At 52.0% G+C, this 25,808-nt stretch carries 21 protein-coding genes; 11 read left to right on the top strand and 10 right to left on the bottom strand.

The window, feature by feature from the left end:
* The first annotated feature begins 253 nt into the window (after positions 1-253).
* Positions 254-1,225: an alpha/beta hydrolase gene (locus P2W70_RS22240; protein WP_276483733.1), complete on the top strand. Its 972-nt coding sequence runs from the start codon at positions 254-256 to the stop codon at positions 1,223-1,225.
* A 22-nt stretch (positions 1,226-1,247) separates the two neighbouring features.
* Here the strand turns inward: P2W70_RS22240 and P2W70_RS22235 are convergent, their stop codons facing one another.
* The 3 genes from P2W70_RS22235 to P2W70_RS22225 form a co-directional block, all read right to left on the bottom strand.
* The gene (locus P2W70_RS22235; protein WP_276483732.1) at positions 1,248-2,423 is read right to left on the bottom strand and encodes a hypothetical protein; all 1,176 of its coding nucleotides are present in this window, start codon (positions 2,421-2,423) and stop codon (positions 1,248-1,250) included.
* Positions 2,424-2,736: 313 nt separating this feature from the next.
* Entirely contained in the window at positions 2,737-2,982 is a 246-nt protein-coding gene (locus P2W70_RS22230) for a hexameric tyrosine-coordinated heme protein (protein ID WP_276483731.1), read from the bottom strand.
* 468 nt (positions 2,983-3,450) lie between these two features.
* Positions 3,451-3,945: a LytR/AlgR family response regulator transcription factor gene (locus P2W70_RS22225; RefSeq protein WP_276483730.1), complete on the bottom strand. Its 495-nt coding sequence runs from the start codon at positions 3,943-3,945 to the stop codon at positions 3,451-3,453.
* Positions 3,946-4,453: 508 nt separating this feature from the next.
* On the opposite strand from P2W70_RS22225, the gene P2W70_RS22220 reads away from it, so the two are divergent.
* The 6 genes from P2W70_RS22220 (at position 4,454) to P2W70_RS22195 (ending at position 15,459) form a co-directional block, all read left to right on the top strand.
* Complete coding sequence (locus P2W70_RS22220) at positions 4,454-5,023, top strand: hypothetical protein (RefSeq protein WP_276483729.1); 570 nt, start codon at positions 4,454-4,456, stop codon at positions 5,021-5,023.
* Positions 5,024-5,390: 367 nt separating this feature from the next.
* On the top strand, positions 5,391-6,116 hold the full coding sequence (locus tag P2W70_RS22215) for an RNA polymerase sigma factor (RefSeq protein ID WP_276483728.1): 726 nt from the start codon (positions 5,391-5,393) through the stop codon (positions 6,114-6,116).
* A 66-nt stretch (positions 6,117-6,182) separates the two neighbouring features.
* Positions 6,183-7,394 (top strand): FecR family protein, encoded by a 1,212-nt coding sequence (locus P2W70_RS22210; protein WP_276483727.1) that lies wholly within the window; start codon positions 6,183-6,185, stop codon positions 7,392-7,394.
* Positions 7,395-7,517: 123 nt separating this feature from the next.
* Positions 7,518-10,742: a TonB-dependent receptor gene (locus tag P2W70_RS22205; protein ID WP_276483726.1), complete on the top strand. Its 3,225-nt coding sequence runs from the start codon at positions 7,518-7,520 to the stop codon at positions 10,740-10,742.
* A 19-nt stretch (positions 10,743-10,761) separates the two neighbouring features.
* A complete protein-coding gene (locus P2W70_RS22200) occupies positions 10,762-12,399 on the top strand; it encodes a RagB/SusD family nutrient uptake outer membrane protein (protein WP_276483725.1) in 1,638 nt (545 codons plus the stop codon).
* 18 nt (positions 12,400-12,417) lie between these two features.
* Positions 12,418-15,459, top strand: a complete 3,042-nt coding sequence (locus tag P2W70_RS22195) for a glycoside hydrolase family 2 protein (RefSeq protein WP_276483724.1) — start codon at positions 12,418-12,420, stop codon at positions 15,457-15,459.
* 154 nt (positions 15,460-15,613) lie between these two features.
* On the opposite strand, the gene P2W70_RS22190 is transcribed toward P2W70_RS22195, so the two are convergent.
* Entirely contained in the window at positions 15,614-16,099 is a 486-nt protein-coding gene (locus tag P2W70_RS22190; protein WP_276483723.1) for a GNAT family N-acetyltransferase, read from the bottom strand.
* Positions 16,100-16,244: 145 nt separating this feature from the next.
* Between P2W70_RS22190 and P2W70_RS22185 the strand changes: the two genes are divergently transcribed.
* The gene (locus P2W70_RS22185; protein ID WP_276483722.1) at positions 16,245-16,670 is read left to right on the top strand and encodes an SRPBCC family protein; all 426 of its coding nucleotides are present in this window, start codon (positions 16,245-16,247) and stop codon (positions 16,668-16,670) included.
* Positions 16,671-16,811: 141 nt separating this feature from the next.
* Here the strand turns inward: P2W70_RS22185 and P2W70_RS22180 are convergent, their stop codons facing one another.
* Together P2W70_RS22180 and P2W70_RS22175 are read right to left on the bottom strand one after the other, a co-directional pair.
* Entirely contained in the window at positions 16,812-17,378 is a 567-nt protein-coding gene (locus P2W70_RS22180; protein WP_276483721.1) for a porin family protein, read from the bottom strand.
* Positions 17,379-17,481: 103 nt separating this feature from the next.
* On the bottom strand, positions 17,482-17,751 hold the full coding sequence (locus P2W70_RS22175; protein ID WP_276483720.1) for a ribosomal protein L7/L12: 270 nt from the start codon (positions 17,749-17,751) through the stop codon (positions 17,482-17,484).
* A 158-nt stretch (positions 17,752-17,909) separates the two neighbouring features.
* Between P2W70_RS22175 and P2W70_RS22170 the strand changes: the two genes are divergently transcribed.
* Positions 17,910-19,574 (top strand): M1 family metallopeptidase, encoded by a 1,665-nt coding sequence (locus P2W70_RS22170; RefSeq protein WP_276483719.1) that lies wholly within the window; start codon positions 17,910-17,912, stop codon positions 19,572-19,574.
* A 78-nt stretch (positions 19,575-19,652) separates the two neighbouring features.
* Here the strand turns inward: P2W70_RS22170 and P2W70_RS22165 are convergent, their stop codons facing one another.
* Genes P2W70_RS22165 through P2W70_RS22150 form a run of 4 tightly spaced genes read right to left on the bottom strand, consistent with a single transcriptional unit; the run spans position 19,653 to position 22,910 of the window.
* Positions 19,653-21,038, bottom strand: coding sequence for a M12 family metallopeptidase (locus P2W70_RS22165; RefSeq protein WP_276483718.1), 1,386 nt, complete (start codon positions 21,036-21,038; stop codon positions 19,653-19,655).
* A gap of 39 nt (positions 21,039-21,077) precedes the next feature.
* On the bottom strand, positions 21,078-21,590 hold the full coding sequence (locus P2W70_RS22160; protein ID WP_276483717.1) for an RICIN domain-containing protein: 513 nt from the start codon (positions 21,588-21,590) through the stop codon (positions 21,078-21,080).
* A gap of 15 nt (positions 21,591-21,605) precedes the next feature.
* The gene (locus tag P2W70_RS22155; protein ID WP_276483716.1) at positions 21,606-22,019 is read right to left on the bottom strand and encodes a lipocalin-like domain-containing protein; all 414 of its coding nucleotides are present in this window, start codon (positions 22,017-22,019) and stop codon (positions 21,606-21,608) included.
* A gap of 24 nt (positions 22,020-22,043) precedes the next feature.
* Positions 22,044-22,910, bottom strand: coding sequence for a hypothetical protein (locus P2W70_RS22150; protein WP_276483715.1), 867 nt, complete (start codon positions 22,908-22,910; stop codon positions 22,044-22,046).
* 136 nt (positions 22,911-23,046) lie between these two features.
* Between P2W70_RS22150 and P2W70_RS22145 the strand changes: the two genes are divergently transcribed.
* Both P2W70_RS22145 and P2W70_RS22140 read left to right on the top strand, forming a co-directional pair.
* Positions 23,047-23,751, top strand: a complete 705-nt coding sequence (locus P2W70_RS22145; RefSeq protein WP_276483714.1) for a LytR/AlgR family response regulator transcription factor — start codon at positions 23,047-23,049, stop codon at positions 23,749-23,751.
* A complete protein-coding gene (locus tag P2W70_RS22140) occupies positions 23,748-25,784 on the top strand; it encodes a tetratricopeptide repeat-containing sensor histidine kinase (protein WP_276483713.1) in 2,037 nt (678 codons plus the stop codon). The genes P2W70_RS22145 and P2W70_RS22140 overlap by 4 nt, the downstream gene beginning before the upstream one ends.
* The last annotated feature ends 24 nt before the right edge of the window (positions 25,785-25,808 follow it).

Below are 25,808 nucleotides of genomic sequence, written 5' to 3'. Positions count from 1 at the left end.
GAGCGGTCTGTTAATATTTAAAGGGGGAGGTGGATTTAGTAATTAACGAATTGCACGTATCGCTGTAAACCTTACCAGATATAAGCCGTGTGACACGGGTTTGTTAGCGACGAATGAGAGCACAATTTTAGAACTTTGTTTTGGTATTCCAAAAAATACGTCCTGAAACCGTCATTATATCATATTTTGGTAACAATACCCTGTGCCCTTACAGATGCCTTTTTCGTATCCGGTCTGCCATAAACCAATAGACATGAAGCAATTGCTGGCAATTTTTCTTTCCTTGTCTTCCTTCGTTGCGTCCGCTCAAATAACGACCGGCCTTACCGGTATACCCGATACCTCCTTCAACAATCCAGGGGCTTATAAAAAAGAATTGAAATATCATCCGGGTATTTCCCTGGTCACGACCACGACCATGCCAGCGGTCAAGCAGGATACCGGTATTGTATATTGTACAACCGGTACCCGTCAGCTGCTGCTGGATGTATTTGCCCCCAAGGGCAAAAGCCGGAAGCAACGACCTGCCATCCTGATCATCCACGGCGGTGGTTGGCGCTCCGGTAATCGCACCCAACACCACCCGCTGGCGCAACAGTTGGCGAGTCGTGGGTATGTATGCTTTACCCCCGAATACCGCCTGTCGACAGAAGCACTGTATCCCGCGGCTGTACACGACCTCCAAGCAGCCATTCGATATATACGCACGCAGGGCCGCCAATATGGGATCGACACGAACCAGCTTGCGGTGCTGGGGTTTTCTGCCGGTGGCCAACTCGCCGCTTTGCTGGGCGTTACCGGCAATCATCCGGCATTTGAAGGCAATGGCTGTCATACAAAAACTGGCACGGAGGTGCAGGCTATCCTGGACCTCGATGGTACCTTGTCATTCGTGCATCCCGAATCTGGCGAGGGCGACGACAGCAAAGGCATTTCCGCGGCCACCTACTGGTTTGGGTACCCAAAAAAAGAAAACGCCGCCCTGTGGGAGGCGGCGTCACCATTAACCTATGTGGGACCACATACTCCGCCAACCCTATTCCTCAATAGCTCGGTCGACAGGATGCACGCTGGTCGTGATGATTATATGAAAATCCTGCGGCAGTATGGTATCCGTACCGAGGTGTATACCTTCGAAGGTGCGCCCCACACGTTTCCGCTCTTCGAACCCTGGTTTCACCAGGTGGTAGAGCAGGTGCATGCCTTTCTGCAAAAAGTATTCTAATGCCAGCGCGTTCGCAGCACACTTAATTTTCTACGGTACTATTAATGGTGATCGATACCGGATTGTACAACGCTTCCACCCGGTTGGGCGAAGGCAGTGCCGTGATCACCTGGTTGTCGAAACGAAATACCGGCTTGAAGATCGCTTTCGTGGTAAAACTGGCTTGCTGGCTAGTCTGTAACACCTTTACATCGGCTTTGCCTTTCTCTCCCGGCAGTACACCAATCGTTCCGGACACCGGATTCACGAGGTTGGTGGTGATCACGTTGAGCGTAGGACTCATACCCACCAACAAAGTTTTCTCGATGTACTCAGCGGGGAGCATGGCCGTGATCGGACGGTTGCCAACATTCGTCCAGGTAATGGCATTTGCAAACAACTGACTATTGCTGCCATTGCCCGTTTTTACCTTTTGGGTAATAAAGCTGGTCTGCTCGAATTGGATAGGATCTTTCACGTCCACGATTACCTCGTATAGCTTTGATTTTACCCCAAGTGAGTTTTCGGCCTGTAACTGATACCGCGCGGGGTATTTAAAGTTGACGACGGCTCCCGGTTTGTAGTACTCGAGTGAGCCATCCGTGCGGTAATACAATTTGGCAGCTTCATAAGTGACCGTCGGTACCAGTTTGCTGAAGTCGGTCCCAGCCGGCACGATCACGTAAATGGCAGCTTCTGAACTGTTCTCATAATCTACCACCTTGGTAGCTTCGATGGTAGCCCCCAGGGCGGGGTTCTGACTTTTCTCGAAGGAGAAACCAATGATATTCGCTTTCTCCGAATAAGGCTCTCCGCCATATACCACGGTTACCTGGTAGCGCAGTTTCAAGGCAGGGTTACTATTGAAAGATACCGTATAGGTGATGGGGCTATTCGCAAAGTTCTGGGCCACACCAATCGACGGACTGATCGCATAACGCCCGTCTTTAGAATCGAATTGCTTTAGGCTCACTTGCAGGCTGCGGTGGCTATAAGGAATACTGATGAGAATTTTGCCGGGCGTTTTCTCCTGGCCATTCTCAATGACCGGGTCGGTGATGCTGATATCCCGGTACGTAACTTCTGATAACGGGAAATCTTTCAGGAGTAATTCTTTCAGGTCGGGAGTGGCAGGAACAGCGGGCGTGTTGTTTTTCGAGCAATGGGTCAGGCTGATCGCGAAAAGCACGAGGAAAAATGGAATGGCTAACTTTTTCATGAAAAGGTGTTAAATGGCTAAGGGGTAAATAAAGTTTACCCGCCACCAAAATTAACAGCCAGTTGATTATCCTACAAATTCAATGTGGTAAAGAAGCGCCTTTGTCGGATACAGGAGGTCTCAGAAAGAGGTGAAACCCACACTGCACAAGGAACCTGTGGCGTTTGGGTAGAATGTGTGGGCGAAGTAGTCCCGATGCAGGAAAGCGTCGTAGTTGTCGTGGTAGAGGTAGAGCAGCCCAAAGCAAAAACGTCTGCCCCCGGCACGGGGCAGACGCCGAAACTAACAAACAGGCTTCACACGTAGCGTAGCCTTATGATTGATCCCGCCAATAATTGTTGGCGGCAGCAATGGTGGCAAATTCGAGGGCAACGGTTTGTCCGATGGCTATGAGCAGGGCAGCGTCTTCAGCATAGCGCGGTCTGAGCTGCTGCCGGATGGCAGCATCCGGCTGGGTTATCTTGATGATCAGTCGCGATAATTTAATCGCCAGGTGTCTTCCTTCTTCCGGTGTTTTCGTGATCAAGCTATTGCCAGGTATCAGTTCAATGGCGTCCATATGAGTCGTGTTGAATGGTAGTGACTTCAAAATTGCAAAAGGATCTCCACCAGGTCAATGGCGAAATCAGCACATTTGTTGTCAAAATGCTGCTGTTTTCTCCTCCACCGCCTCCCGTCTTACCCGCTATAGAGTTCAAACCACCAGTCGCCAGGCCAAAATCTATCGGGTAAACGGTACTGCCAGATTTACGGCTGCTCCACGACCGGCGTCTTTAATTTCTTTACTGGAGGGTAAAGCTCGTGGAAAATGTTTCTGCATACGAAAAATTAAATTGGTCAAAGGTTCTTACCGGCACATGTTTGGCATTGCCGGAGCAGGCATACAGAAAGGGAAGGAGGAAGGGTAAGACCAAAGTTGGAATGCGCATGAACAAATGTACTACCCGTCAATAAAAGTCTATATAATAAAATGTCAGGTAAAGCGGAGGCTATTGGCAACAATCGATATACCCATGCAGTTAGCTGTTTAATGACGCTGGTATTTGCTTTGTTGTTCCAATCGCTTAGCTTCCTTGGCGGCTTTTTTCTTTTGGTATTTCTGCTGATTTTCTTCAAGTTCCTTCAGCCTCTTGGCACGATATTCCTCCCAGGTAAGCAATTCGTCCTTTTTATTATGTTTATTAGAGGGCGTGTATAGGAGGACGATCTTTTTCAGCAGTATATCGTAATACTGTTTGGTCAATAAAAGGGAGATTTTTGGCTCCTTGAGTAGTACTTCGTCTTTTTTAAAGTGTTCTATGTGGGAAATAGCTACGATGTCTGATCTGTTGATGCGGATAAATTTGGCGCTGGGCAGCAGGCGGACCGCAGCTGCGATCGAAATACGAATGGTGTAAGTGTTTTTTTTCAGTGCAGTGTGGAATATGCAATAATTGTCTTTTGCCTGTACATAGGCAATCGTGTCTATATCCAGTTGTTTCAGTCTGTCGCCGTCTCTGTAAAAGAAACTTTGGTCTTTCATATATGCAATTGGTTTTAGTACTGCCGGCTATCGTTGCCGCATCATTGAAAATAGTAAAAGTATTTATTACAATCAGGTAACTGTAGTCAAAATTTCTGCCGCAGCGCGTTCCTTCGTTTCGTATGCCCGTATCCGGGCAGTGTGCTTCGTTCCCTCGGCCAACCATCGGTGAACCATCCCTCATCCATCGCTCAAAAGCGATACTTTGCCAATGGGCGAGGCTATTTTGGCCGATGGTTGGTCGATGGTTTGCTTGACCAACAAAGGATGTTTCATTGACAGACCCCGAACTTCATACCTACCTGCCTAGGATCCCGTACCTACCTGCCTAGACTCCCACGACATAGCGTTAAATACCCCGTTCACCGCGCCGTACTTTTGTCCTGTTGATCGCCGGTAGCAAGGCTTTACCCAATGCAGGGTGGGAGGGGTGACCCGCACTGCATTTCTTTCCTGCCGGTTGTTCACATCAAAAACCTTTTTTTTAATCAAAATCAATTACAAAGACATGGCACGCATCAATAAAAACCTACTCGTTCGCGGAGCGAGTGGTCATATGGGTAAACAATTCGTTTACCGCAAACATGGCAACAATACCATCATGGCAAAAATGCCGGAAGTGAATCCTAACCAGGTGATCACAGAAGATCAGCACAAAGTGCGCGACCTTTTTGCAGAGGCAGCTACCTATGCGAAAGGCGCCATCACTGATCCGGAACTGAAAGCTGAATACAAGAAAAAGGCGAAGCCAGGTCGCACTGCCTATAACATAGCAGCCCGCGATTACCTGAAGCCCCCCGTTGTACAAAGCATCAATGTAGCTCAATACACCGGTGCCATAGGCTCAAAGATCGAGATCAGTGCGAAAGATGATTTCAGGGTGGTCTCTGTAGAAGTAGCTGTTTATTCAGCCGCTGGGGTGATTGTCGAGCGGGGCAATGCAATCCTCAACCCCATCAACAGGAACAAGTGGATCTATACCGCTACGACCCAGAACGCGGCCCTGGCTGCCAATGTGGTCCGCGCTATAGCCCTGGATCTTCCTGGTAATGTCGGCGAACTGGAGGTTACGCTCTAGGTCTTTTGTTGGCCGTTTTTTTCCTTCCCCCGCCGGTCGGGGGAAGGTTTTTTTTTATAGTAACCACTATCAGGAGGAGCGGAGCCGAATTCCCCGGCCGCCCGAGCGGTAGATAAAGAAAGCGGCCCTGGCGGCTGGTCCATCCCCCCTTCCGGGATCGATTGCGTAACTAAAATCCCCGCCCACCTCTTTTTTTCAGACTTTTAATAACCGGTTGGTCCACACCCCGTGCCGCCAGCCAATTTCCAAAACGATTAAAGGTTTCCATATGAGTATGCACAACCAGCCATCCTCCCCGGCACTTGCTGCCAATCCCGAGCCTGCAGGCTCATCTTGTCACCTATCAACTACTGCCTGACCTGTCCCAATGTCGTCCAACTCGAACCATATGGTCAGCGCGCTGATCGCTCTGCGTGGCGAAAACACCGGCGAGGCTGCAACCCCGGCTCAGCCGCTCACGGCTATATTGGGCGGCAAAGCACAGCATACCGCATCGCGACCCGAGCTGCCCAATGAAAGATACCTGCTCGACCAGGTCGCCCTGGGAGATGAAAAGGCCTTCGCCCGGTTGGTCGCCCATTACTGGCGCATCCTCTACGGACAGGCATTGACCTACCTGAAATCAACCCACCAGGCGCAGGATATCGTCCAGGAGGTATTCGTCAAGGTCTGGGAAAAACGGCACCAATTGCCCGCCATCGAAAAGTTCGACGCCTATCTCTTCATCGTTGCCCGCAACCACCTCATCAGCGCCCTGCGCAAAAAGATCGCCACACCCCTCGACAGGGATATTGCCGAGCAACTGCCTGCCGCTGGTAATCCCGACGAACAGCTATCCTATAAACAACTGCAGCAACACCTGACCACCGCGGTCAACAGCCTGCCCGCTCAGCAAAAGACCGCCTACCTGCTCAGCCGCCACGAAGGCCTCTCCTTTGAAGCCATCGCCAGCCAGATGGGCCTCTCCCGGGAAACCGTCAAAAAGCATATCTGCCGCGCGCTGCAGTCCATCCGCGTATATATCCGCCGGCACAATGACCTAGTGCTCTTATTACCCCTGCTGCTGCCCCTGATCTACCGCGCCGGAAAATAATTTACCCAACACAGTACCCCTTCTTTTTATCTCCTGCGTCTTTATCGGCCGGAACATCTGCAAAAGATGATCCGAACGATCGCTATGCCAACCACACCCATCGAACAACTGCTGGATAAATACCTGTCGGGCAACCTGACAGAAGCCGAACGTCAACAGCTGGAGCTACTATTACAGGACCCCGCCCAGCAACAACTACTCGCCGACCTGCTCACCCATGAAATGGAAACAGGCGCCTTCGAAGCCCGCAAAGACGACCAGCTCTTGCAACAACTGCAACACCATATCCAGGAGCGGATACAATCGCCAGCGCCTTTAAAGAAACGCTGGAGCTTTTATGGAAAGCGCATCGCCGTGGCTGCGGTCCTACTCGTCGCGGCGGGTATGGCCTTCTGGCCATGGAATCAGCCTGCTAACACGCCGGCCGCCCCAACTGCAGATGCTGCGAACGTCACCCCTTCGTCGCTACAGCCCGGCGGCCAACGTGCAGTCCTTACACTAGCCGATGGCTCGGAAATTACCCTCGACAGTGCCCACAACGGCGAGCTCGCTCAACAGGGAGCCATTAAGGTCATCAAACTGCAGGATGGTCGCATCCGGTACGACCAACAACAAATACCCACGACGGAAATTGTTTACAATACCATTTACACCCCACGGGGTGGACAATACCAGGTATTACTGGCCGATGGTTCCAAAGTGTGGCTCAATGCCGCTTCCTCCCTCCGCTACCCGGTCGCTTTCTCCGGCAATGAACGCCGGGTGGAATTGAAAGGAGAAGGCTACTTCGAGATCGCCCCTGATGCCAGCAAGCCTTTTCATGTTTCTGTAAACAATATCGATGTGACCGTGCTCGGCACCCATTTCAACATCAATGCGTATGCGGATGAAGCAGCGGTACGTACCACCCTCCTCGAAGGCAAAGTGACTGTACGTGGTCTTACCAACCCGCAGGCTACGGTTACGCTACAACCAGGGGAGCAGGCTATCCGGCATGCCAATGACAACATCAGCGTCAGCAGCAATGTCGATGTGGAAGAAGTGATGGCCTGGAAGAATGGCCTGTTCTATTTCCAGAGCGCCAACCTGGCTACCATTCTGCGACAGGCCGCGCGCTGGTACGATGTCGACATTGAATTTAACCACACTGTCACCCAGCGCTTCTCCGGACAAATATCCCGTAATGTCAATGCGGCCCAACTGTTGAGTATCCTGGAGTCGACCGGGAAAGTGCGTTTCGACATTGCTGGCAAAACCATCAAAGTACAATCACCATAAGAGAAAATGCAACATCGTATTCACCAAAAACTGTAACCCATTATGCTTTCGATTGCTTGCGGCAACCCGTTGCCAACAACGATGCCGGTATGTGTTCGTGAACGACCTAAAAAGCGCCTCATTATGAAATTAACTGCCATTTTACTCACGATTGCCTGCCTCAATGCAGGAGCAGCGACCACCGGTCAAACGGTCACCCTGCACGAGCGCAATGCACCGCTCGAAAAGATCTTCAAAGCCATCACCCGTCAAACCGGGTATGTATTCTTTTATGCCGATGGCCTGCTCGACAAAAACAACAAAGTTTCCGTTGCCGTGAAGGATGCTCCGCTCGACCAGGCGCTGCGTACCTGCCTCGAAGGACAGCCACTCACCTGGACCATTGTCGACAAAACCATCGTGTTGAAAGAACGGCTCGCGCCCATAACGCCGGTAGCGCCGCCGCCGCCATTGCCCCAACTCATTACCGGAAAAGTGACCAACAGCAACGCCGAGCCACTCAGCGGTGCCTCCGTCACGGAGAAGGGCACCAGCAACAACACCATGACGAAGAACGACGGAACCTTCTCGATCGATGTGTCGAAAGCCAACGCCACCCTCGTGGTGTCATATATCGGTTTCCAAACCCGTGAACTGCGCATCGGCAAACAAACCAACCTGTCGATCTCCCTAGACAGCGCCCGCACGAGCCTCGATGAGGTCGTTATTATCGGTTACGGCGCCGTGCGCAAAAAAGACCTGACGGGGTCGGTTGTATCCCTCAAAGGAGAAGAGCTGAAAGAAGTGCCTACCACCAACGTGCTGGAAGCAGCCCAAGGCAAGATCGCCGGTGCGGATATCGTTCGCAGCAGCGGTCAGGCAGGTTCTGGTGTATCCATCACCATTCGGGGTGTACGCTCCGTAGCGAGCGGAACCCAGCCGCTCATCATTGTAGATGGTATCCAGTACCAGCGTATAGAAGATATCAACCCCAATGACATCCAGTCCATGGAAGTGCTGAAAGATGCCTCCTCCACCGCCATCTATGGTTCACGCGCTGCCAACGGCGTGGTGATCATTACCACCAAGAAAGGAGCCAGCGGCAAAACCGATGTCTCTTTCAATAGTTATGTGGGCGTATCAGAAGCCACCATGTACCCCAAAGCCATGAACTTCGATGAGTTTACCAATATGCGACGGGAAGCTTATCGTGCCGCCGGCCTTTGGAACAGCACAGCCGATGATCCTGTGGCCTTCGCTGGCAACGGCGAGTTGAAAGCTGTTCAAAACAGGACCTGGACCGACTACCAGGAAGAACTATTGCACAAAGGACTACAACAGGACTATCAGCTGGGCATACGCGGTGGGTCTGATAAGTTGAAGGCCTACATGTCGCTTGACTACTTCAATGAAAAGGGCCTACTCAAACTGGATGACCTCAAGCGTTACTCAGGCCGCCTCAACCTCGACTTCACCGTCAACAAGTTCATGACCATCGGCATGCAAAGTCAGTATACGTATTATAACCAGAGTGTTCGCCGCGACCCGCTCAACCAGGCCAACAAGGTGAGCCCGCTGGGCGCTTTGTACGACTCCCTGGGAAATTTCAACTTCCTGCTCATCGACGGACAAACCGGTAGCCCGCTGGCCGATGAACAACCCGGCGTCTACAAAAACTCCGTACAAACGACGCGTGTGCTGGCCAATGCCTATGTAGAGATCAAACCCATGACGGGTCTTACATTCCGCAGCACCTTCGGCGCCAATACGGCCAATACCCGTCAGGGTATCTATGCTTCGCCCAAGTCGCTCGATCGTGGCCTACAGGGCAAATCGCAATCGCAATACCTCACCAGCATGAGCCGCAACCTCAATTGGGAAAACGTACTGACCTATATCAAGAACACCGGCAACCACAACTTGTCGGTCACCGCCATTGGTAGCTACGTTGGTTTTCAGTCCGAAGACGCTTCTGCTACCGGTGTCAATCAATTGCTGCCTTCGCAATTGTTCTATGCCCTCGAAAACAACTCGGAGGAGATCAAGATCAGCTCCGACTACCTCAAGTCTGACCTGGTATCGTTTGCGGGCCGTATCAACTACGGCTTCATGAACAAATACCTGCTCACCCTTACGGGCAGGGCAGACGGTTCTTCCAAACTGGCAGTAGGCAACAAATGGACCTTCTTCCCCTCCGCAGCCTTTGCCTGGCGCGCCATCGACGAATCTTTCCTGCAGAAGCAAAATGTGCTCAGCGATCTAAAGTTGCGGGTAAGCTATGGTGTGGCAGGCAATGACCCGGGCAATAGTTATATTTACAGCACACAAAGTCAATTGACCCGCATGGCCTTTGGTTGGGACAATACGCCCGCACAGGCCTACACCTATTCCCGCCAGGTAGGTAATACCTCCCTGGGTTGGGAGTTGACCACCACCAAAAACCTGGGCCTCGATTTCGGTATCCTCAATAACCGCATTACTGGTGCTGTCGATGTGTACGAAGCCACGACAAAGGATCTGCTGTTGCCAAGGGGCCTGCCGCCTACAACAGGTGTCACAACGGTTGTGCAGAACATCGGTAAAACCCGCAACCGGGGTGTAGAAGTATCGCTGTCGACCGTCAATATCGAAAGCCGTGATTTCTCCTGGACCTCCAACTTCACCTTCACGCACAACAAAGAAGAGTTTGTAGAACTGGTAACCGGCAAAGATGACATCGGCAATGGCTGGTTCCTCGGTCAGCCCATCAACGTGTACTATGATTATGAGAAGATCGGCATCTGGCAAACCAAAGATGCCACAGACGCAGCGAAGTACAACCAAAAGCCGGGAGAGATCAGGATCAAAGACCAGAACAACGATGGTAAGATCGAAACGCAGAACGACCGTATCATTCTTGGCACACCCCGTCCCAAATGGAGCGGCGGTTTCGACAATACGGTTAAGTACAAAGGATTTGACCTGAATGTCTTCTTCTTTGCCCGCATAGGCCAGATGATCAATGCCGACCGGTATGGTCGCTTCGATGCACAAGGATTGGGTAACAGCACCACCGGCCTCAATTATTGGACACCGGAAAATCCTTCCAACGACTATCCGCGTCCCAATAAGAACGGCAACCTGTTGTACCTGTCTACCTTGCCCTACAGGAACGGTTCTTATGTGCGGCTGCGCAATATATCGTTGGGATATAATGTGCCAGGTGCCCTGCTGAAAGGTTCCTTTGTGAGTAGCATCCGTGCGTATGTAACGGCCAAGAACCTCTTCACCTGGACCAAAGACAACATCGAATACGATCCGGAGCGCGGCGGTTCAGAAAATTTCCCGATGACCAAGCTCTTCGTGTTTGGACTCAATGTTAATTTTTAATGCAACAACTCATCATACCATGAAACGAATCTATTGCCATATCATATTGCTGACGATGGTGCTTGCGGGAGCTACCGCCTGCAAAAGCACGTTGGAAGAATACAATCCCGGCGGTTTAACGGCCGAGTCGGTCTATACAACCCCGGAGGGTTTTGAAACACTGGTCAATGCCGCTTATTCATACCAACGCTGGTGGTACGGAAAAGAAGAAGGATACAACCTGGCCGAAACCGGTACCGATATCTGGACCAGCGGCAGTGGTGATGTATACCTCGACCTTACCCGGTACATCAACCTGCAGGCAGGTAATGGCGCCCTCTCGTCCGAATGGCGCGAACTGTATGCCGGCATCAACCTCATCAATGGAGGATTGATCAACATCGACAAAGCAGGATTGGCCCCAACGGCAAAATCAACCCGCACCGGTGAGCTAAGCTTTCTCCGTGCCTTCTACTACTGGCATATCGTAGAGACCTGGGGTGGGGTGCATTTTACACTGGAGAATACCAATGGCATCGTATCGACAGCCAACCGTACGCCCGTGGATACTTTTTACAAACAGATCTTCGCCGACCTCAACACCGCCATCAATAACCTGCCGGCTACACAGCCACAATGGGGTCGTGCCACCAAAGGCGCTGCCCAGGCTTTCCTCGCCCGCATGTACCTTACCCGGGGCATGAACCAGGAAGCACTCGATATGGCCAAGGCGGTTATTGCCAATACCAATTACAAACTGGAACCCGTATTTGCCGACCTCTGGAAGATGAGCAACCTTAAGAGCAAGGAAGTCGTATACACGGTCAACTACAACGAAGACTTTGCTTTGAATGACCTGGCCAATAGTGCGCTCAATCCCTATGGACACGGCCGTGGCAGCAATAGCGGACATATGTTGTTCCTGATGAAATACGACAACCTGCCGGGGCTGGTGCGTGACCTGAAGAACGGTCGCCCCTTCGTGCGGTATATGCCTTCCCGTTTCCTGCTTGATCTGTATACCGATGCCGATGCACGCCACGAAGGGTCTTTCTGGCAATACTGGTTCGCCAATACGGCTACCAATACATTGAAAGTGGGGGATACAGCGGTATACTGTACCAACAAAGAGATCGATAATGCCCTGGAGGCCACCAAAAAATACCAGATCTACGACCGCAGCAAAACCTACAATGCCGATGGTTCGGTAAAAGACAATAACCGCTACGAGCAGCTGTCGAAGTTCATGGATCCCACCCGCGCCAGCTTCAATGAAGCACAAAGTGCCCGCGATGTATTTGTGATCCGGCTGGCAGAAGTATACCTCATCGCTGCCGAAGCCGAGCTGAAGCTTAACCATGCTGACCTGGCTGCCGGTTATATCAATGAGGTGCGTACGCGTGCCGCCAAGCCAGGAAGAATAGCAGAAATGCAGATCACCCCGGCACAGGTAACGCTTGATTTCATCCTCGATGAGCGCGCCCGCGAACTGGCCGGCGAACAACTGCGTTGGTTTGACCTGAAACGTACCGGTAAACTGATCGAGCGTGTAAAGGCCTACAATCCGGATAATGCGGTGAACATTCAGGCGCACCACGTATTGCGTCCTATTCCGCAATCACAGATCGATGCCGTCACCAACAAAGATCAATTCAAACAAAACGAAGGCTACCAATAATGCCTGTTTATCACACCCATGAAAAAGATACTTACAGTGATCGCCTCTTGTTGGGCGATCACTGCTATTGCCCAAACCGGTAGAACCACCACCGACCTTACGCAGTATCCCTGGAAGCTATGGCTCGATACTGCCGCACGCTGGAAGAATGACCAGCTATTTGCACCGCCCGTCGATATCCGGTCCGTACCGGTCAATCTTCCCACCGGTGGCTGGGATCATTTGCAGCAAGCTCCTGGCAAAACGGTACAATTACCTGCCACCGTAGAACAGTATTACTGGGGCCGCAATGGCAATTCCTTTGGGGTAGCCGGTAACTATCTCGGTGTATCCTGGTTTACGACCAAAGTCATGGTGCCTGCCACACGCAAGGGGCAACGCATCACCTTGCAGTTTGAGTCGGTACGCTTCCGGGCCGAAGTGTTTGTCAACCGCAAGCTGGTGGGTTATGACCTGGTCAACAGTACACCGTTTGAAGTAGATATTACCCAGGCGGTGCAACACGGCAAAGAGAATGAAATAGCGGTCCGCATCACCGATCCCAACGGCAACTTCGACTGGCGCGATTCGCAAAACTTTATGTGGGGCGATTACCGTACCCAGCCCACACATGGCTTTGGCGGTATTACGGGTCGTGTAAAGCTGGTGACCACCGATCCACTGCACATCAGTGATGTGTTTGTAAGCAATATGCCCGCGCCGCAAAAGGTACGCGTAGAAGTACGCATAGCGAACGGGGCCGACGTGACCAACGCACAACTGGCGTTGGAAGTGGTGGAGGCCAAAAGCCGTAAGCGGGTATGGGCTGAGCAATATGCACTGACAGGGCTAAAGCGGGATAGCAATCTATACCGGACGTTTGTCGAGCTGCCGGACGCCAAACTGTGGAGCGTCGATTCGCCACACTTGTATGTATTGCGGGCACGACTGTCCAGCCATAAGGCGGTCGATTCGATGAGCCGTCGCTTTGGCTTTCGCTGGTTCGAAGTGCGCGACGTCGCAGGCGACCGGCAGTTTTACTTGAATGGCAAACGTATCGTTTTACGCACCGCCATCTCCTGGGGCTTCTGGCCAGGTAATGGCATCATGCCCTCCGACGAGCTGGCGCGTAAACAGGTGTCCGTAGCGAAGCAGCTGGGATTGAATATGCTCAACTTTCACCGTACCATTGGTCAGCAGAATGTACTCGATGCCGCTGACGAACTGGGCCTGTTGTATTTTGAAGAACCGGGCGGCAACCAGTATCCTGCTGATCGATTTAACGCGACCGATGCGCTGGGAAAGAAGCAGGCAGACTATTATTTCACCGTGCGCAATGAGAAGTTGTTTCGCATGATCCGGCGCGACCGTAGCCATCCTTCACTGGTGATTTACAACCTGCACAATGAGCGGGGCGCGCAACCACAGGCAAAGGACAGCGCACAAATGCTGGCAGCCCGCGCGCTGGACGAAAGTCGGATCATCACCTACAACTCTTCCAATGGTTCCATACAGATGGGGCCTGATCCGCGTTTCAAACTCCACCTGATGCCTTATAGCACCACCTTCAAAGATTATGGCTGGTTCGATCAGCACCATGCAGGTGGTCCGGGCGTATACCATGACAACCTGTACAGTAATCCTACCAAATACCTGCGTTATTTCGATCATCCCGATGAGATCATCTATTACGGCGAGGAAGGGGCCATCGGAACACCACCGCGCCTGGAACTGATCCGCAAAGACATCTTATCCAGGGGGAAAGATATTGGGTGGGAGAGTGCGGATTACCTGACATGGTATGACGCGTACGCACAGTTTCTGCAAACATCCGGTTTTTACAAGGCCTTCCCCTCGGTGGATGCGCTGACCCGAGCCATGGGCAATGTGGCATACTATTACCAGGGCCGGGCCATCGAGAACATCCGCATCAGCAATACCATCGATGGCTATGCGGTGAATGGCTGGGAAAGCATGAAGCTGGAAAACCATTCAGGCATTGTAGACAATTACCGCAACCCCAAAGGGGATGTGGAGTTGATCGCACGCTATAACAAGCCTTTGTTTGTGGCAGTGAAAATGAACCGAAAGGTGTTGGGGGTGGGCGATAGTACGACCATCGACCTGTTTATCGTGAATGAAAAGGATATCAAAGGGCCGCATCAACTAATGGTCAGCGCTGTGAACGCACAAGGACAGCGAACGGCCATAAAGACGATCGGGGTGAATGTGACCGGTGGTGTCACCTACGGCGAATTGTTATCGGCTGGATTGCGGTATGCGCCACCAGCCGAGGGTTATACCACCATTACGGCAGAGCTGCGCAAAGGCAGCACCGTGGTGGCTCGTGGCGACGACCAGTTGTTTGCCGTGAAGCTCCAAACAGCCGGTGTGCCGGCGGCGGGTATGGTGGCAGATACGACCGGCGTCATGGCAGGCTTCCTGCGCGTGACAGGCATCAATACCTTCAAGGAATTCAAGAGTGGCCGTCCCGAAGGTAAGTGGCTATTGGTGGGTGGTTTTGAACCACAGCAGACAGGCAATCCGCTGGTGACGGAAATACTGGAATGGGTGAATGAAGGAAATACGCTCATCGTCGCCGGCGATGTAGAACGCTGGGCCACCTTCCTGGGCCGCAAAGAAGTGATCGATTACCGGGGCAGCAAGGAGTTAGGCACAAGTTGGTACGGTGGTAACTTCTTTGTGAAGGAACATCCGTTGTTAAACGGACTTCCACAGAACTGTGTATTCAATTGGGAATACCAATGTTTTGCGGCCTATAACAAAAAGAGGTTGGGTTTACGGCTGTTCAATGGCGAAACGGTCGCCGCCTGCGTATCCGATCACAAGCCGGAGGTGTACTCGGCGTTAAGTGTGATTTCACATGGTCGGGGTAAAATTATCATCAGCACCTTGGATATCATGTCTTGTCTGCGGAGTGTGAAAGGAGAAAAGCGGGCAGAAGGAGATGGTGAAAATGAAGCCATGAATACCTTCAACAACTCCCAGCAAAATACGGCAAATGTCGTGGGGCAGCAATTGCTATTGAATATGCTGCGGTTGGCAGGAAGCAGCGATTGATGAGGAAATCATTTATAGATGGCTACGAGGATGGCTCCCTGGGTTGTCCTCGTAGCATTTTAGGTATACACGTAAGGGTAGGCCTACAGATTGGAAAGCGCATAAGAACGCGCTTTATGCAGTACGATGAGGTGCACAAGTCTTGGAAAGCCGGTTACGCCGGGTGCGTCAAATCCTTCTCCATATAAACCGCGCCCTCGAGCGGATTGAACCGGTAAGCCGGGATCTCGTAAAAACCAAACGAGCGGTACAGCGCCAATGCACGTGTCATGGTATCGATGGTGTCCAGCCTTATCTTTTGGTAGCCCAGATCACGGGCAGCCTGTATAGAACGTTCCAGCAATTGTACGCCGACGCGTTGCCCTTTGTAGGCGTCACGTACGTACATGCGTTTCAGTTCAGCCGTTGGAGAGTCGATCCGGCGTACGCCCGAGCAGCCGATCGGGGTGCCTTCATGATAAGCCAACAGCAAAGCACCGGTGGGCCGGTTGAATTGCTGGTCGATGATGGCCAGCTCGCCGGCAAAGTCCTGGAACGACAATTCGAAGTCGAGCGAGTCGACATACTCCCGGAAGAGTAGCTTTCCGTCTTCAAATTCGGATGCAGTGGATGCTATGCGATAGGTAATGTCCGGTATCATACAGCGCAAAGTTACGGCGAACGATGAAATGTGTTCAACTGGATGGTCGATGGCATGCGATTTGTTTGATCAGAATTGGTCTTGTACATCCCGGCTATTATCTTGTGCCCGGATTTGTTCTATAGACAGTATAATAAAATAAGACATGGCAAATATCGAGCACCTGTTAACCATTAAAGTACCGGCGCAGCAGGTTTATGAAGCACTGACAACGCGTAAAGGCTTAGGAGCCGTATGGACGACTGAGCTACAGGTGTACCAGGATGTAGGAGCGATCAACGAATTTACCTTTGGTACAGATACCGACCGGATGAAGATCATTGAACTGGTGCCCGGCAAAAAAGTAGTCTGGGAAGTGGTTGCCTCCGATCCGGAATGGGTTAGGACTATTATCAGTTTTGAACTGGAAGACAAGGGTACTAAGACCGCCATCACTTTGAAGCATATGCACTGGCGCGAGGTGACCGACTTTTTCCGTAGCTGTAACTACAATTGGGGTTTCTTTCTGTACAGCCTCAAGCTGTATTGCGAGGAAGGTAAGGGAATGCCTTATCAGCACCGAAAGTTTTAAAAAATGCTAGGCAGGGCCTGCGAGGCCGAACATGTTACCAGAATAACAACCTGGCAGTTCACGCTCACGATAGCTATAAAGACAAATAACAAGCCCGGCCATCGTTGCCGGGCTTTGCCGTCCTATGATGAATCGTCCTTGTTAATGGGTGGGCAATAGGTAATGAATACCAGCGGTAACAGTTTGCAGTTTCACTTCCGAATCAGCCTGCAGACGCGATAGCCCGGCCGCATACCGGAGGTCGAACCCGAAGCCTTGCTGCAGCCGGTAGCCGAGACCAACCACGAATGAAGTTTCGAAATGACCCATCAATCCCTTCAGTTCATATTGCTTGTCCAGTAGTTTGTCTTTCGATTTACCGCTCAGCAGATAGCCTGCCTGAGGACCGGCTTGTGCATAGAAGCCACTGGCATGTTGCAGGTGGATCAGCAGAGGCAGGCGCAGGTAATTGAGCGAATACTTCATGCCGGGCGATGTGGCGCCTTCCGCGGAATAAAACAGTTCGGGTTGTACGGATAAGAGTTTGCTAAGAGAAAAGCTAGCCACCCCGCCAGCCTGGTAGCCTACGAGGGTTTGGATCTCGGCATGGGGGCTGGGCGCAAAGGAGGAAATGTTTACGCCTACCTTGGGGCCTATACGTACTTCAGTCTGTGCAAAGCCTATGCTGCCGGTGAGCAGGAATAACGCGATAATCAGGTTCTTTTTCATGGTCTTGTTGTTAATAGACCACGAAGATGGGGAAGGGGAATGGTCGCTGCCAGGCGCACTTAATGAATGCCCGGCCCGGCTTAATAGATGGGGCTGACGTCCCTCACGGCATCACCGCCAACCACACAATCACCAGTATCACCAGCCCCAGGGCCAGTACACCGGCGCATCCCTTCGGGTGTTCGGTTTTGACGTTGTATTTCTTGGCAATGGCTTCTACCGTGTCTTTGGACTCCTTCAGACTAAGACCAGTAAGTTCCTTGTAAGATTTGATGGCGTGGATCTTGCCATCCCGTTTCAGGACCTGCAGGATCTCCTTTTCAAGATCGGAGGGTAATTGACCGCCGTCGGTGGCGTGGCTTTCAGGATACATGGATATTGGATATAGGGTAAATATAACAGAAGCAATTGATAATTAAAAGCCCCCGGCACAACTTTGCCGCCCCTCACCACTCATCCACTCGTCAATTTCCGTACAGAACCGGTTAAATTGGCGATGCCACTTCTCCCGCCACTCCGGTAAATTTGGGCATGCTGACAAGAAAACTGCTCGCCGTTGCCGGCGCATCCCTGCTGACGTTATTCGCCGGCGCCCAATCGAAATCATTTACCCTCGCCGACACCTTGCGCGGCACCCTCACCCCCGAACGTACCTGGTGGGATATCCAGCGCTACGACCTGGCAGTAAAACCCGATTACAATACCAAAACGATCAGTGGCTCCAACCTCATCACCTTTAAAGTGGTAGGCCCATCCACCCGCATGCAGATCGATATGCGCGAGCCACTGGTTATCGACAGTGTTATTTTCAACAAAACGACCCCGCTGACCTTCGCTAAAGAAGGAACGGTATGGTACATCAATACCCCCCAGCAGAAAAAGAATGCCACCAATACCGTAGCCATCTACTTCCAGGGCAAGGCCCATGAAGCCGTGCGCCCGCCATGGGATGGAGGCTGGACCTGGACCACAGACTCGCTCGGCCGTCCCTGGATGACCGTCACCTGCCAGGGGCTCGGGGCTTCCATTTGGTACCCTTGTAAAGACCACCAGAGCGATGAGCCCGATAAAGGGGCTAGTCTCACCATGACGGTGCCCGACACGCTCGTCGCCATTTCGATGGGCCGACTGCAATCCAAACAAGCCAATGGCGATGGAACCACTTCCTGGAAGTGGGCGGTGGTCAATCCTATCAGCAACTATTGTATCATCCCGTATATCGGTAAATACGTGAACTGGGGAGAAACTTATAAAGGTGAAAAAGGCAACCTCGACGTCAACTACTGGGTACTCGACTACAACCTGGCAAAAGGCAAGGCCTATATGCCAAAAGAAGTCAACAACATGCTGAAGGCGTTCGAGCATTGGTTTGGCCACTATCCCTTCTATGAGGATGGCTACAAACTCGTCGAAACCTCCAACACCGGTATGGAACACCAAAGTGCCGTATCTTATGGCAACTGGTTCAAGCCCGGTTACCGCGGTCGCGATGGCTCTGGCACCGGCTGGGGCATGAAATGGGATTTCATCATCATACACGAAAGCGGCCACGAGTGGTTTGGCAACAACATCACCACCAACGACCTCGCCGATATGTGGGTGCATGAAGGATTTACCAATTACAGCGAAACCCTCTTCATCGACTATATCTTCGGCAAGGAAGCAGCCAACCAATACAACCACGGCATTCGCAAAGGCATCCGCAATGACAAGACCATCATCCCGGCATACAATGTCAACGCGCAAGGTAGTGGTGATATGTATCCCAAAGGTGGCAACCTGTTGCATGCCATTCGCCACAGCATCGACAACGACGAGCAGTTCCGCGGCATTTTGCGCGGTCTCAATAAGACATTCTACCACAAAACGGTCAACTCCTCGCAGGTTGAACAATACGTATCGAAGCAGGCGAAGTTCGACTACAGCAAAGTATTCGATCAATACCTGCGCACCACGCAGATACCAAGCTTTGAATATTATTTCAGTGATGACAACAAGCAGGTCTATTACCGCTACGCCAATTGCATAGCCGGCTTCAACCTGCCGCTCGCCCTTAACGGCAAAGAGGCAAGTGTAAAGATCAAGCCCAACGACCAGTGGCAAAACATCACCCTGAAAGATGGTCAGGCGGCCCTGTTTGATAAAGCAGCCATCGAAGCGATGTACTATATCAACGTGAAGCCCAACGCAAAATAGCTTTTCTCATGTGCTCTTTGTAGTGACCAACGGGGTGCACCACGATGTGGAGCACCCCGTTGGCGTTGCAGGTAGTACCTATGGTTGCTTTTTTCGTATGATCACACCTCCTCCCCGGCGTGGTAGGCTGGAGGGTATTTGCTCGCCCGCATGGGGCGACACTGACAAGGGAATATTTCCTAACCGCTCAAAAGAAAATACCTGCAAAGCTTTTTCCTGCTGAATGATCACGCCACCATTGTTAAGCCCCAGCAATCCCCAGTATTTACCACTCTGCCTTCCCTGGATCACATACCCGTCTACGTTTTCGGCGTACAGGATATAGAACCGCTGGTTGTCCTGGTTGGCGTAATCCCATTGAATGATGGTGGCCAGGTTGTCGAGACTGGCCCTGTCTACACTCAGGTAACGGCCACTGTGCATGGCCTTGATCTCGTACAGCTGATTGCCCACCGAGGTGATGGCGAATTTTTGGTTGTCGGCCGTAAACTGATCCCACTGCTGTAGGATGGCGCCATTATTCTTGCTGATGTCTTTGATGTCTAGGTACTTCGCCGTGCTCCTTACTTTGATGCGGTACACGCCGTTCTCGATGATCTTGCCCGATACCTGTGTGAGGGGGATGTTAAACGCTTGGGTGAGGTTGAGTTTTGCATAAGATTGACTGCCGGCAAAAAGCTTGTTCAGTCCCTCGATGTCTTTGGGAGAAAGTTTGGCACCGCCCAGTGGGCAGTTGCTGATCACGTCGCCGTTCTTGCATTGAATGGTCGGTACACCACTAGTGGCTGCAAAGGCATCTGCGGGGTAATGCATGATCGATTGATAGTCGTAAGCGCCCAGGGCCAATCCCGGTTCCATTTGAAAATTATCTTCATAGCCTTTCGCCACCTTGTCCGTATTTACCCGTACATAGGTGTTGCGGTCACTACGGCTCTGCTCGTGCCAAAAGCCCAGGGCATGTAACATTTCGTGAATGACAACGGCTTCTGGTTGGTTTTTGTTGAGGAACAATAGTTGCTCGCCTCCCTGGCGACCGACGGCAGAAAGGCCGCCAATAAGCGGATCGTCCAGGTACATCTCCAGTTTGATGTAATCGGCTTCGGTTGTACGTGGTCTGAAACGCAGGTGGGTTTGTTGCTGCATCGACTCCAATGCCTTCAGCACGGTCTTGTACATATCCCACTTGATCACATCCGGACTGATGGCAATGGGGATATACCCCTGTGGCCATAAGTTGAGTGCGAAAGTTTGTGGATCCATGCGCACGTAGCTTCTCGTGTTGGGAAAATCATCTGCCATGATGATGTCGCCATTCAGTACAAAATAGTGTCCGATCTTGGCCAGCTTGTATTCCTGCTGGTGGGGTCCTACCTGGATGCGTTTAAGGGTAATCTCTTTCTGGGCCTGCAAAGCCAGGCAGTTGAGCAGCAGGCCGCAGAGAACTGTAAGAATAGTCGATTTCATGTTGTTGTTTTTTGATGATTGATCCGGCAGGGTAGGGCATTAGTTGGCTTCGTTTTTCTTGAAGTCGAGGATCATCGTTCTGAAATAAGGGTCGCCTTGCAGGTAGCTATATGCGCCATTGGCGGGTGTTACCAGCGAATTGAAATGCTGGATCACCACCTTTAGGCCGCCGGTGTACGCACTCATGGCATATCCCCGGCTGCCTTTCACCGGTACGATCACCCATTTCTGGTTGTCCTGGTTTACCCAGTCCCACTGGATGAGTTTGGCCCCAGGCCGGGGTGCCCCCTCCGTACTGAGAAATTTACCGCTGTGCCGTGATTGCAGGGTATACACATCATTGCCCAGGTGGGTGAGGATAAAACGAAAATGGTTGTCATATCCTTTGTCCCATTGTATCAGTCGGGCGCCATTGGTCATGCCTGCACCGGCAATGGAAAGGTACCGGCCCGTGTCATTGATCTTGATGAGGTATTCGCCATTGATCAATCGCTGTGATAAAGCGGCGACGCTGGTCATCAGTACTGTCAATAAGATAGATAGTCTTTTCATGTCGGTGAATGATGTTTACAGGCGTTGATACGTGATGATACCCTGCCCCTCGGTGCCGGTCATGATCATTTTATTGCCCGAGAAGCTTACCGTATACGATTGTCCCACGGCGAAATTGGTGGCTGAGGTCGTAAACTTGCTACCCTCCAGCTTCCACTTGGTTTTGGCATACAGCTTTTCCTGAATGCGTTTGTAACTGTCATCGCAGCCACTGTTGGCGGCATTGAGGCGGTAGGTGCCATCGGCGTTGATCTCCCATACTACTTTGGCAGCACAGGGCCGTTGTTGTAATAAGGCTGCATGCATGTCCATACTTTTACCTTCATAAGTGATCTGATGTGAGAGTACCTTCCATTTGCCAACCGGGTTCTGCGCTTGTAGACCATTGGCCAGCGCAAGGGCCAGCAGGATAAATAGTGTTGATTTCATGATGGATGTTTTTTTAAGAGGTTATTATTTTCCCCAACCAGCAGGCCAGGTCATTAAGTCATTCATGTTTCTCCACTCGGCCACCTGCACACCTCCCTTGGTACAGGGCGCACCATAAGAAGCCGGGCACCAGTCATAGGTGACAAAGTAGCGCCAGTTGTCGAAGTCGAAATAGAGGTGGTGGTAGATGGCCGATTCAAAAAACGTCAGCACAGCATCCACTTCTTTCCAGAGCGTACTGGCCGTGTTGACGCCATTCACCAGGTCGGTGAGTACTATGCCACCCCGGCCGGGACCAATCACATCGGAGAAGGCAGATTCCCGGAAATAATAAATGATATCGCGCGGACTTGCATTCCCGGCAGCATCCGGTCCCCAACCACTGGCGCGGCCTTGCGGATTTTTACCCGCCATCGTACCGGCATACAATGGATTGTTCAGGTAGTTGTATAGGTAGATGGCAGTACTAAACTTGTGAATGGAATCATACCGGAAAGTGTAAGGTTTCGTCGGGGTCTGAGCTTGCAGGCGCATAGCGGCATTCACCGTCATGTCATTGCCGTACCCGAATGCTACTGAGCGAACCGATGCGGGCCAGTTGGTGGCGAGGCTATCGATGGGGAGTGGCCCTTTCTTCAGCACAAACTTGAACTTGGTACCACCTGCGGGTTCCAGATCAAACACCATATATGATTTGTCTTTGTTGCTGGCATGGTCGAGGTCGAGCATCAGATACCCGCTTCTTACCCAGGTACTGCCATTGTACTCCCAGTTGACGAGGAATGAGCCTGGTTTTTTTGCCGTGTCGGCGGGCGTTGCAGGCGGTGTATCTTTTTTACACGCTGCCAGCGAGGCGAGCGCTGCGAGCAGGATAAATAACTTCACTTGCATGGTAATAGGAGTTGATGCGGTAAAACTAGCTTATGCCGGGGCCCCTAGCCAGCGCCGATAGCTGAACGACATTTATAATAGACAAACAACAGCTTTCGCTATATTTGGCTACCTGCAGCTTTATTTGCAGCACCTGATGACCAATCCATTACGCTGTATCATCGTGGATGATGACGAGATCGACCGCCTCACCACCGTGGCGCTGGTGAAGCAATATCCTGTTATACAGGTCACTGGTGTATACGACCATCCAGGGAAGGCCATGCAGGCCATGGTACAAGACCCACCCGATATCGCCTTCCTCGACGTAGATATGCCTGGTATGAGTGGATTGGAACTGCGCCGGCAGTTGTCCGGTATTCCTGCGTGTGTATTCATTACTTCGTATCCGGAGTATGCGGTCGAGAGTTTTGAACTCGCTGCCATCGACTTCATTGTAAAACCCTTGCGGGCCGATCGCTTCGCCATGACCATGGAACGCCTGCAACAGTACATGACCCTGCGACAGAAAGCGCAGCTGCTCGATCATACACTGGGAGGCGATACGATCTTCATCAAGGAGGGAACAGCGCAGGTAAAGCTGTCCTTGCACGAGATCATCTACCTCGAAGCGTTGAAGGATTATACCCGTATTGTCACCAGCAACAACAAGCATTGTGTGCTTACGTCATTGGGCAACCTTCTCCAGGAACCAGGCTTTCAAAATTTCCTGCGGGTGCACAAAAGCTTTGCCGTGCAAAAACAATGGGTAGAGCGGATAGGGAGCCAGGATATTCTTGTAAAAGGTACCAGTCTGCCGGTTGGCAGGGCGTACAAAGAAAATCTCGCGCAACTGAAATGAAAACGATAAGCGTCCTCATATGTCTGCTTGGTCAACTCGCTGCATCTGCTCAACAGGATGGCCGCAAACTGGTCGACTCCCTGGTCAACGCCCTTCCGCTGGCGGCCAACGATACCGTTAAAGCGCGGCTCTACAACAAACTGTTCTTTGAACTGTCGCAGACCAGTGTGGAGGAAGCAAAACAATACGCCGTGAAAGGATTGGCACATGCCCAGGCCATGCGTTGGCCCAAAGGCATTGCCGTATTTCAAAACAACCTGGGCATCATACATACCAACCAGAAGCACTACGATTCAGCCGTCCATTACTACGATCTGGCCCTGCAAACCCATATCGGTTTGGGTGATCAATACAATACCGCCAATACCTACAATAGCATGGGGACGGCGGCCCAGAATATCCGGGCAGATTTTAGCAAGGCGGCGGAGTACTATTTTAAAGCACTGCGGGTAGCTGAATCCATCCACGATAATAGTTTACAGGCGCTAACCCTATCCAATATCGCCAATATCTACAGCCTGCAGAAGAACTTCCCCCGTGCGCTCGAATACGGCAAAAAGGCCTTGCAGATCACCGAACGGACCGGTACACCCGACGAATTGGCCGTCGCGATGATGTCTTTGGGTAAAACACATTACAGTGCCGGTGATACCACCGCAGCCAGGCAATACTTCCTCAAGGCGCAAACCCTGTACGAAAGTACCGGCAACATACAGGGTCTGGCAACGGCCTGGTCGGCACAATCCCTGGTCGTAGGGCCCGACCTGCGACCGGTGATCGCAGCCCGACTCAAATCACAGGCCTTGTGGAACGAGGTCAATCCGCTGCATCCCGAAGCCATCACCAACACCGGCAACCTGGGGGTGGCCTACCTCGATCTCGTACGAAATGCGGGCTCAAATACTACCAGCCTGCCCGAATCTGCCCCGCGGCTGCTCGATAAAGCAGCACAGCACCTGCATACTGCCGTGCAACTGGCCAGTCAGGCCGGGGATGTCGACAACCAGTCCTTCTTCACCGGTGCACTGGCTGAATTACAGGAGTACCGGGGGGAGTACAAAAATGCCTTCTACAATTACAGAACGTATAAAGAGATGGAAGATTCCATCTATTCACAAGACGCCAAAAACAAGATCGCCGAAGCGGCCAGCCAGCAAGCCATCGAACGCAAAAATGCAGAGCTGCAAATTAGCCAGCTCGCCTTGCGCAACCAGCGCATCACGGTATGGGCCCTGGTGGCCGGGGTGGTGCTGTTGGGCATTATCGGGTTGCTCTTGTTTCGGCAGGGCAGGCAGCGGCAAGCGGCCAACGCCGCCTTACAGCGTTTGAATACCGACCTCGACAACGCGAACAAAGTGAAAGCGCGCTTCTTCGCCATCTTGAGCCACGACCTGCGGGCACCGATCGCCAGCCTGGTCAGTTTTCTGCAGTTGAAAAAGAACGAGCCCGGCCTGCTCACCGAAGCGCAAGTCGTACAACATGAGCAGCGATTGACGCATTCGGCAGAAGCCTTGCTGGAAAACATGGAAACGGTATTGTTGTGGAGTAAAGACCAACTGGAACAATTGACACCGCGGTTGACACCTATCTCCACCGCTCATTTATTTCAACAACTACAGGCGCAGTTTTCCCACTTGCCGCAGGCCGTATTGCAATTCGATGGTGACATCACTTTACTGACCGACGAAGATTGCGCACGTACCATCCTCTACAATCTTACCACCAACGCGGTACGGGCGGTAGCCACTGTAGCCCAGCCGCAGATCGTTTGGCGGGCTGGTGAGCGCAACGGGCAACCTTACCTGTCCATCACCGATAATGGCACCGGACTGGATCCGGCCTGGTTACAGGATGATGAACAACGGGCAGCGGCAGCAGGCAGCGTACGATCGGGCCTGGGGCTTACCATCGTCAAAGACCTGGCCGCCGCGATACAGTGCACCCTGTCGATGCCCGCCGTAACCGTCGGTACCTGCATTGAACTCGGCTTTCCCGCCATAAAAGAAGCCAGCCCGAGGGACTGGCTCCGGTAGCACCTTTCTAAGGTCTATATCCTG

It is taken from the genome of Paraflavitalea pollutisoli (assembly GCF_029360705.1).
GTDB classification, from domain to species: domain Bacteria; phylum Bacteroidota; class Bacteroidia; order Chitinophagales; family Chitinophagaceae; genus Paraflavitalea; species Paraflavitalea pollutisoli.
Note: the sequence above shows the minus strand (reverse complement) of the source record. Positions and strands in the feature narration are given on the sequence as shown.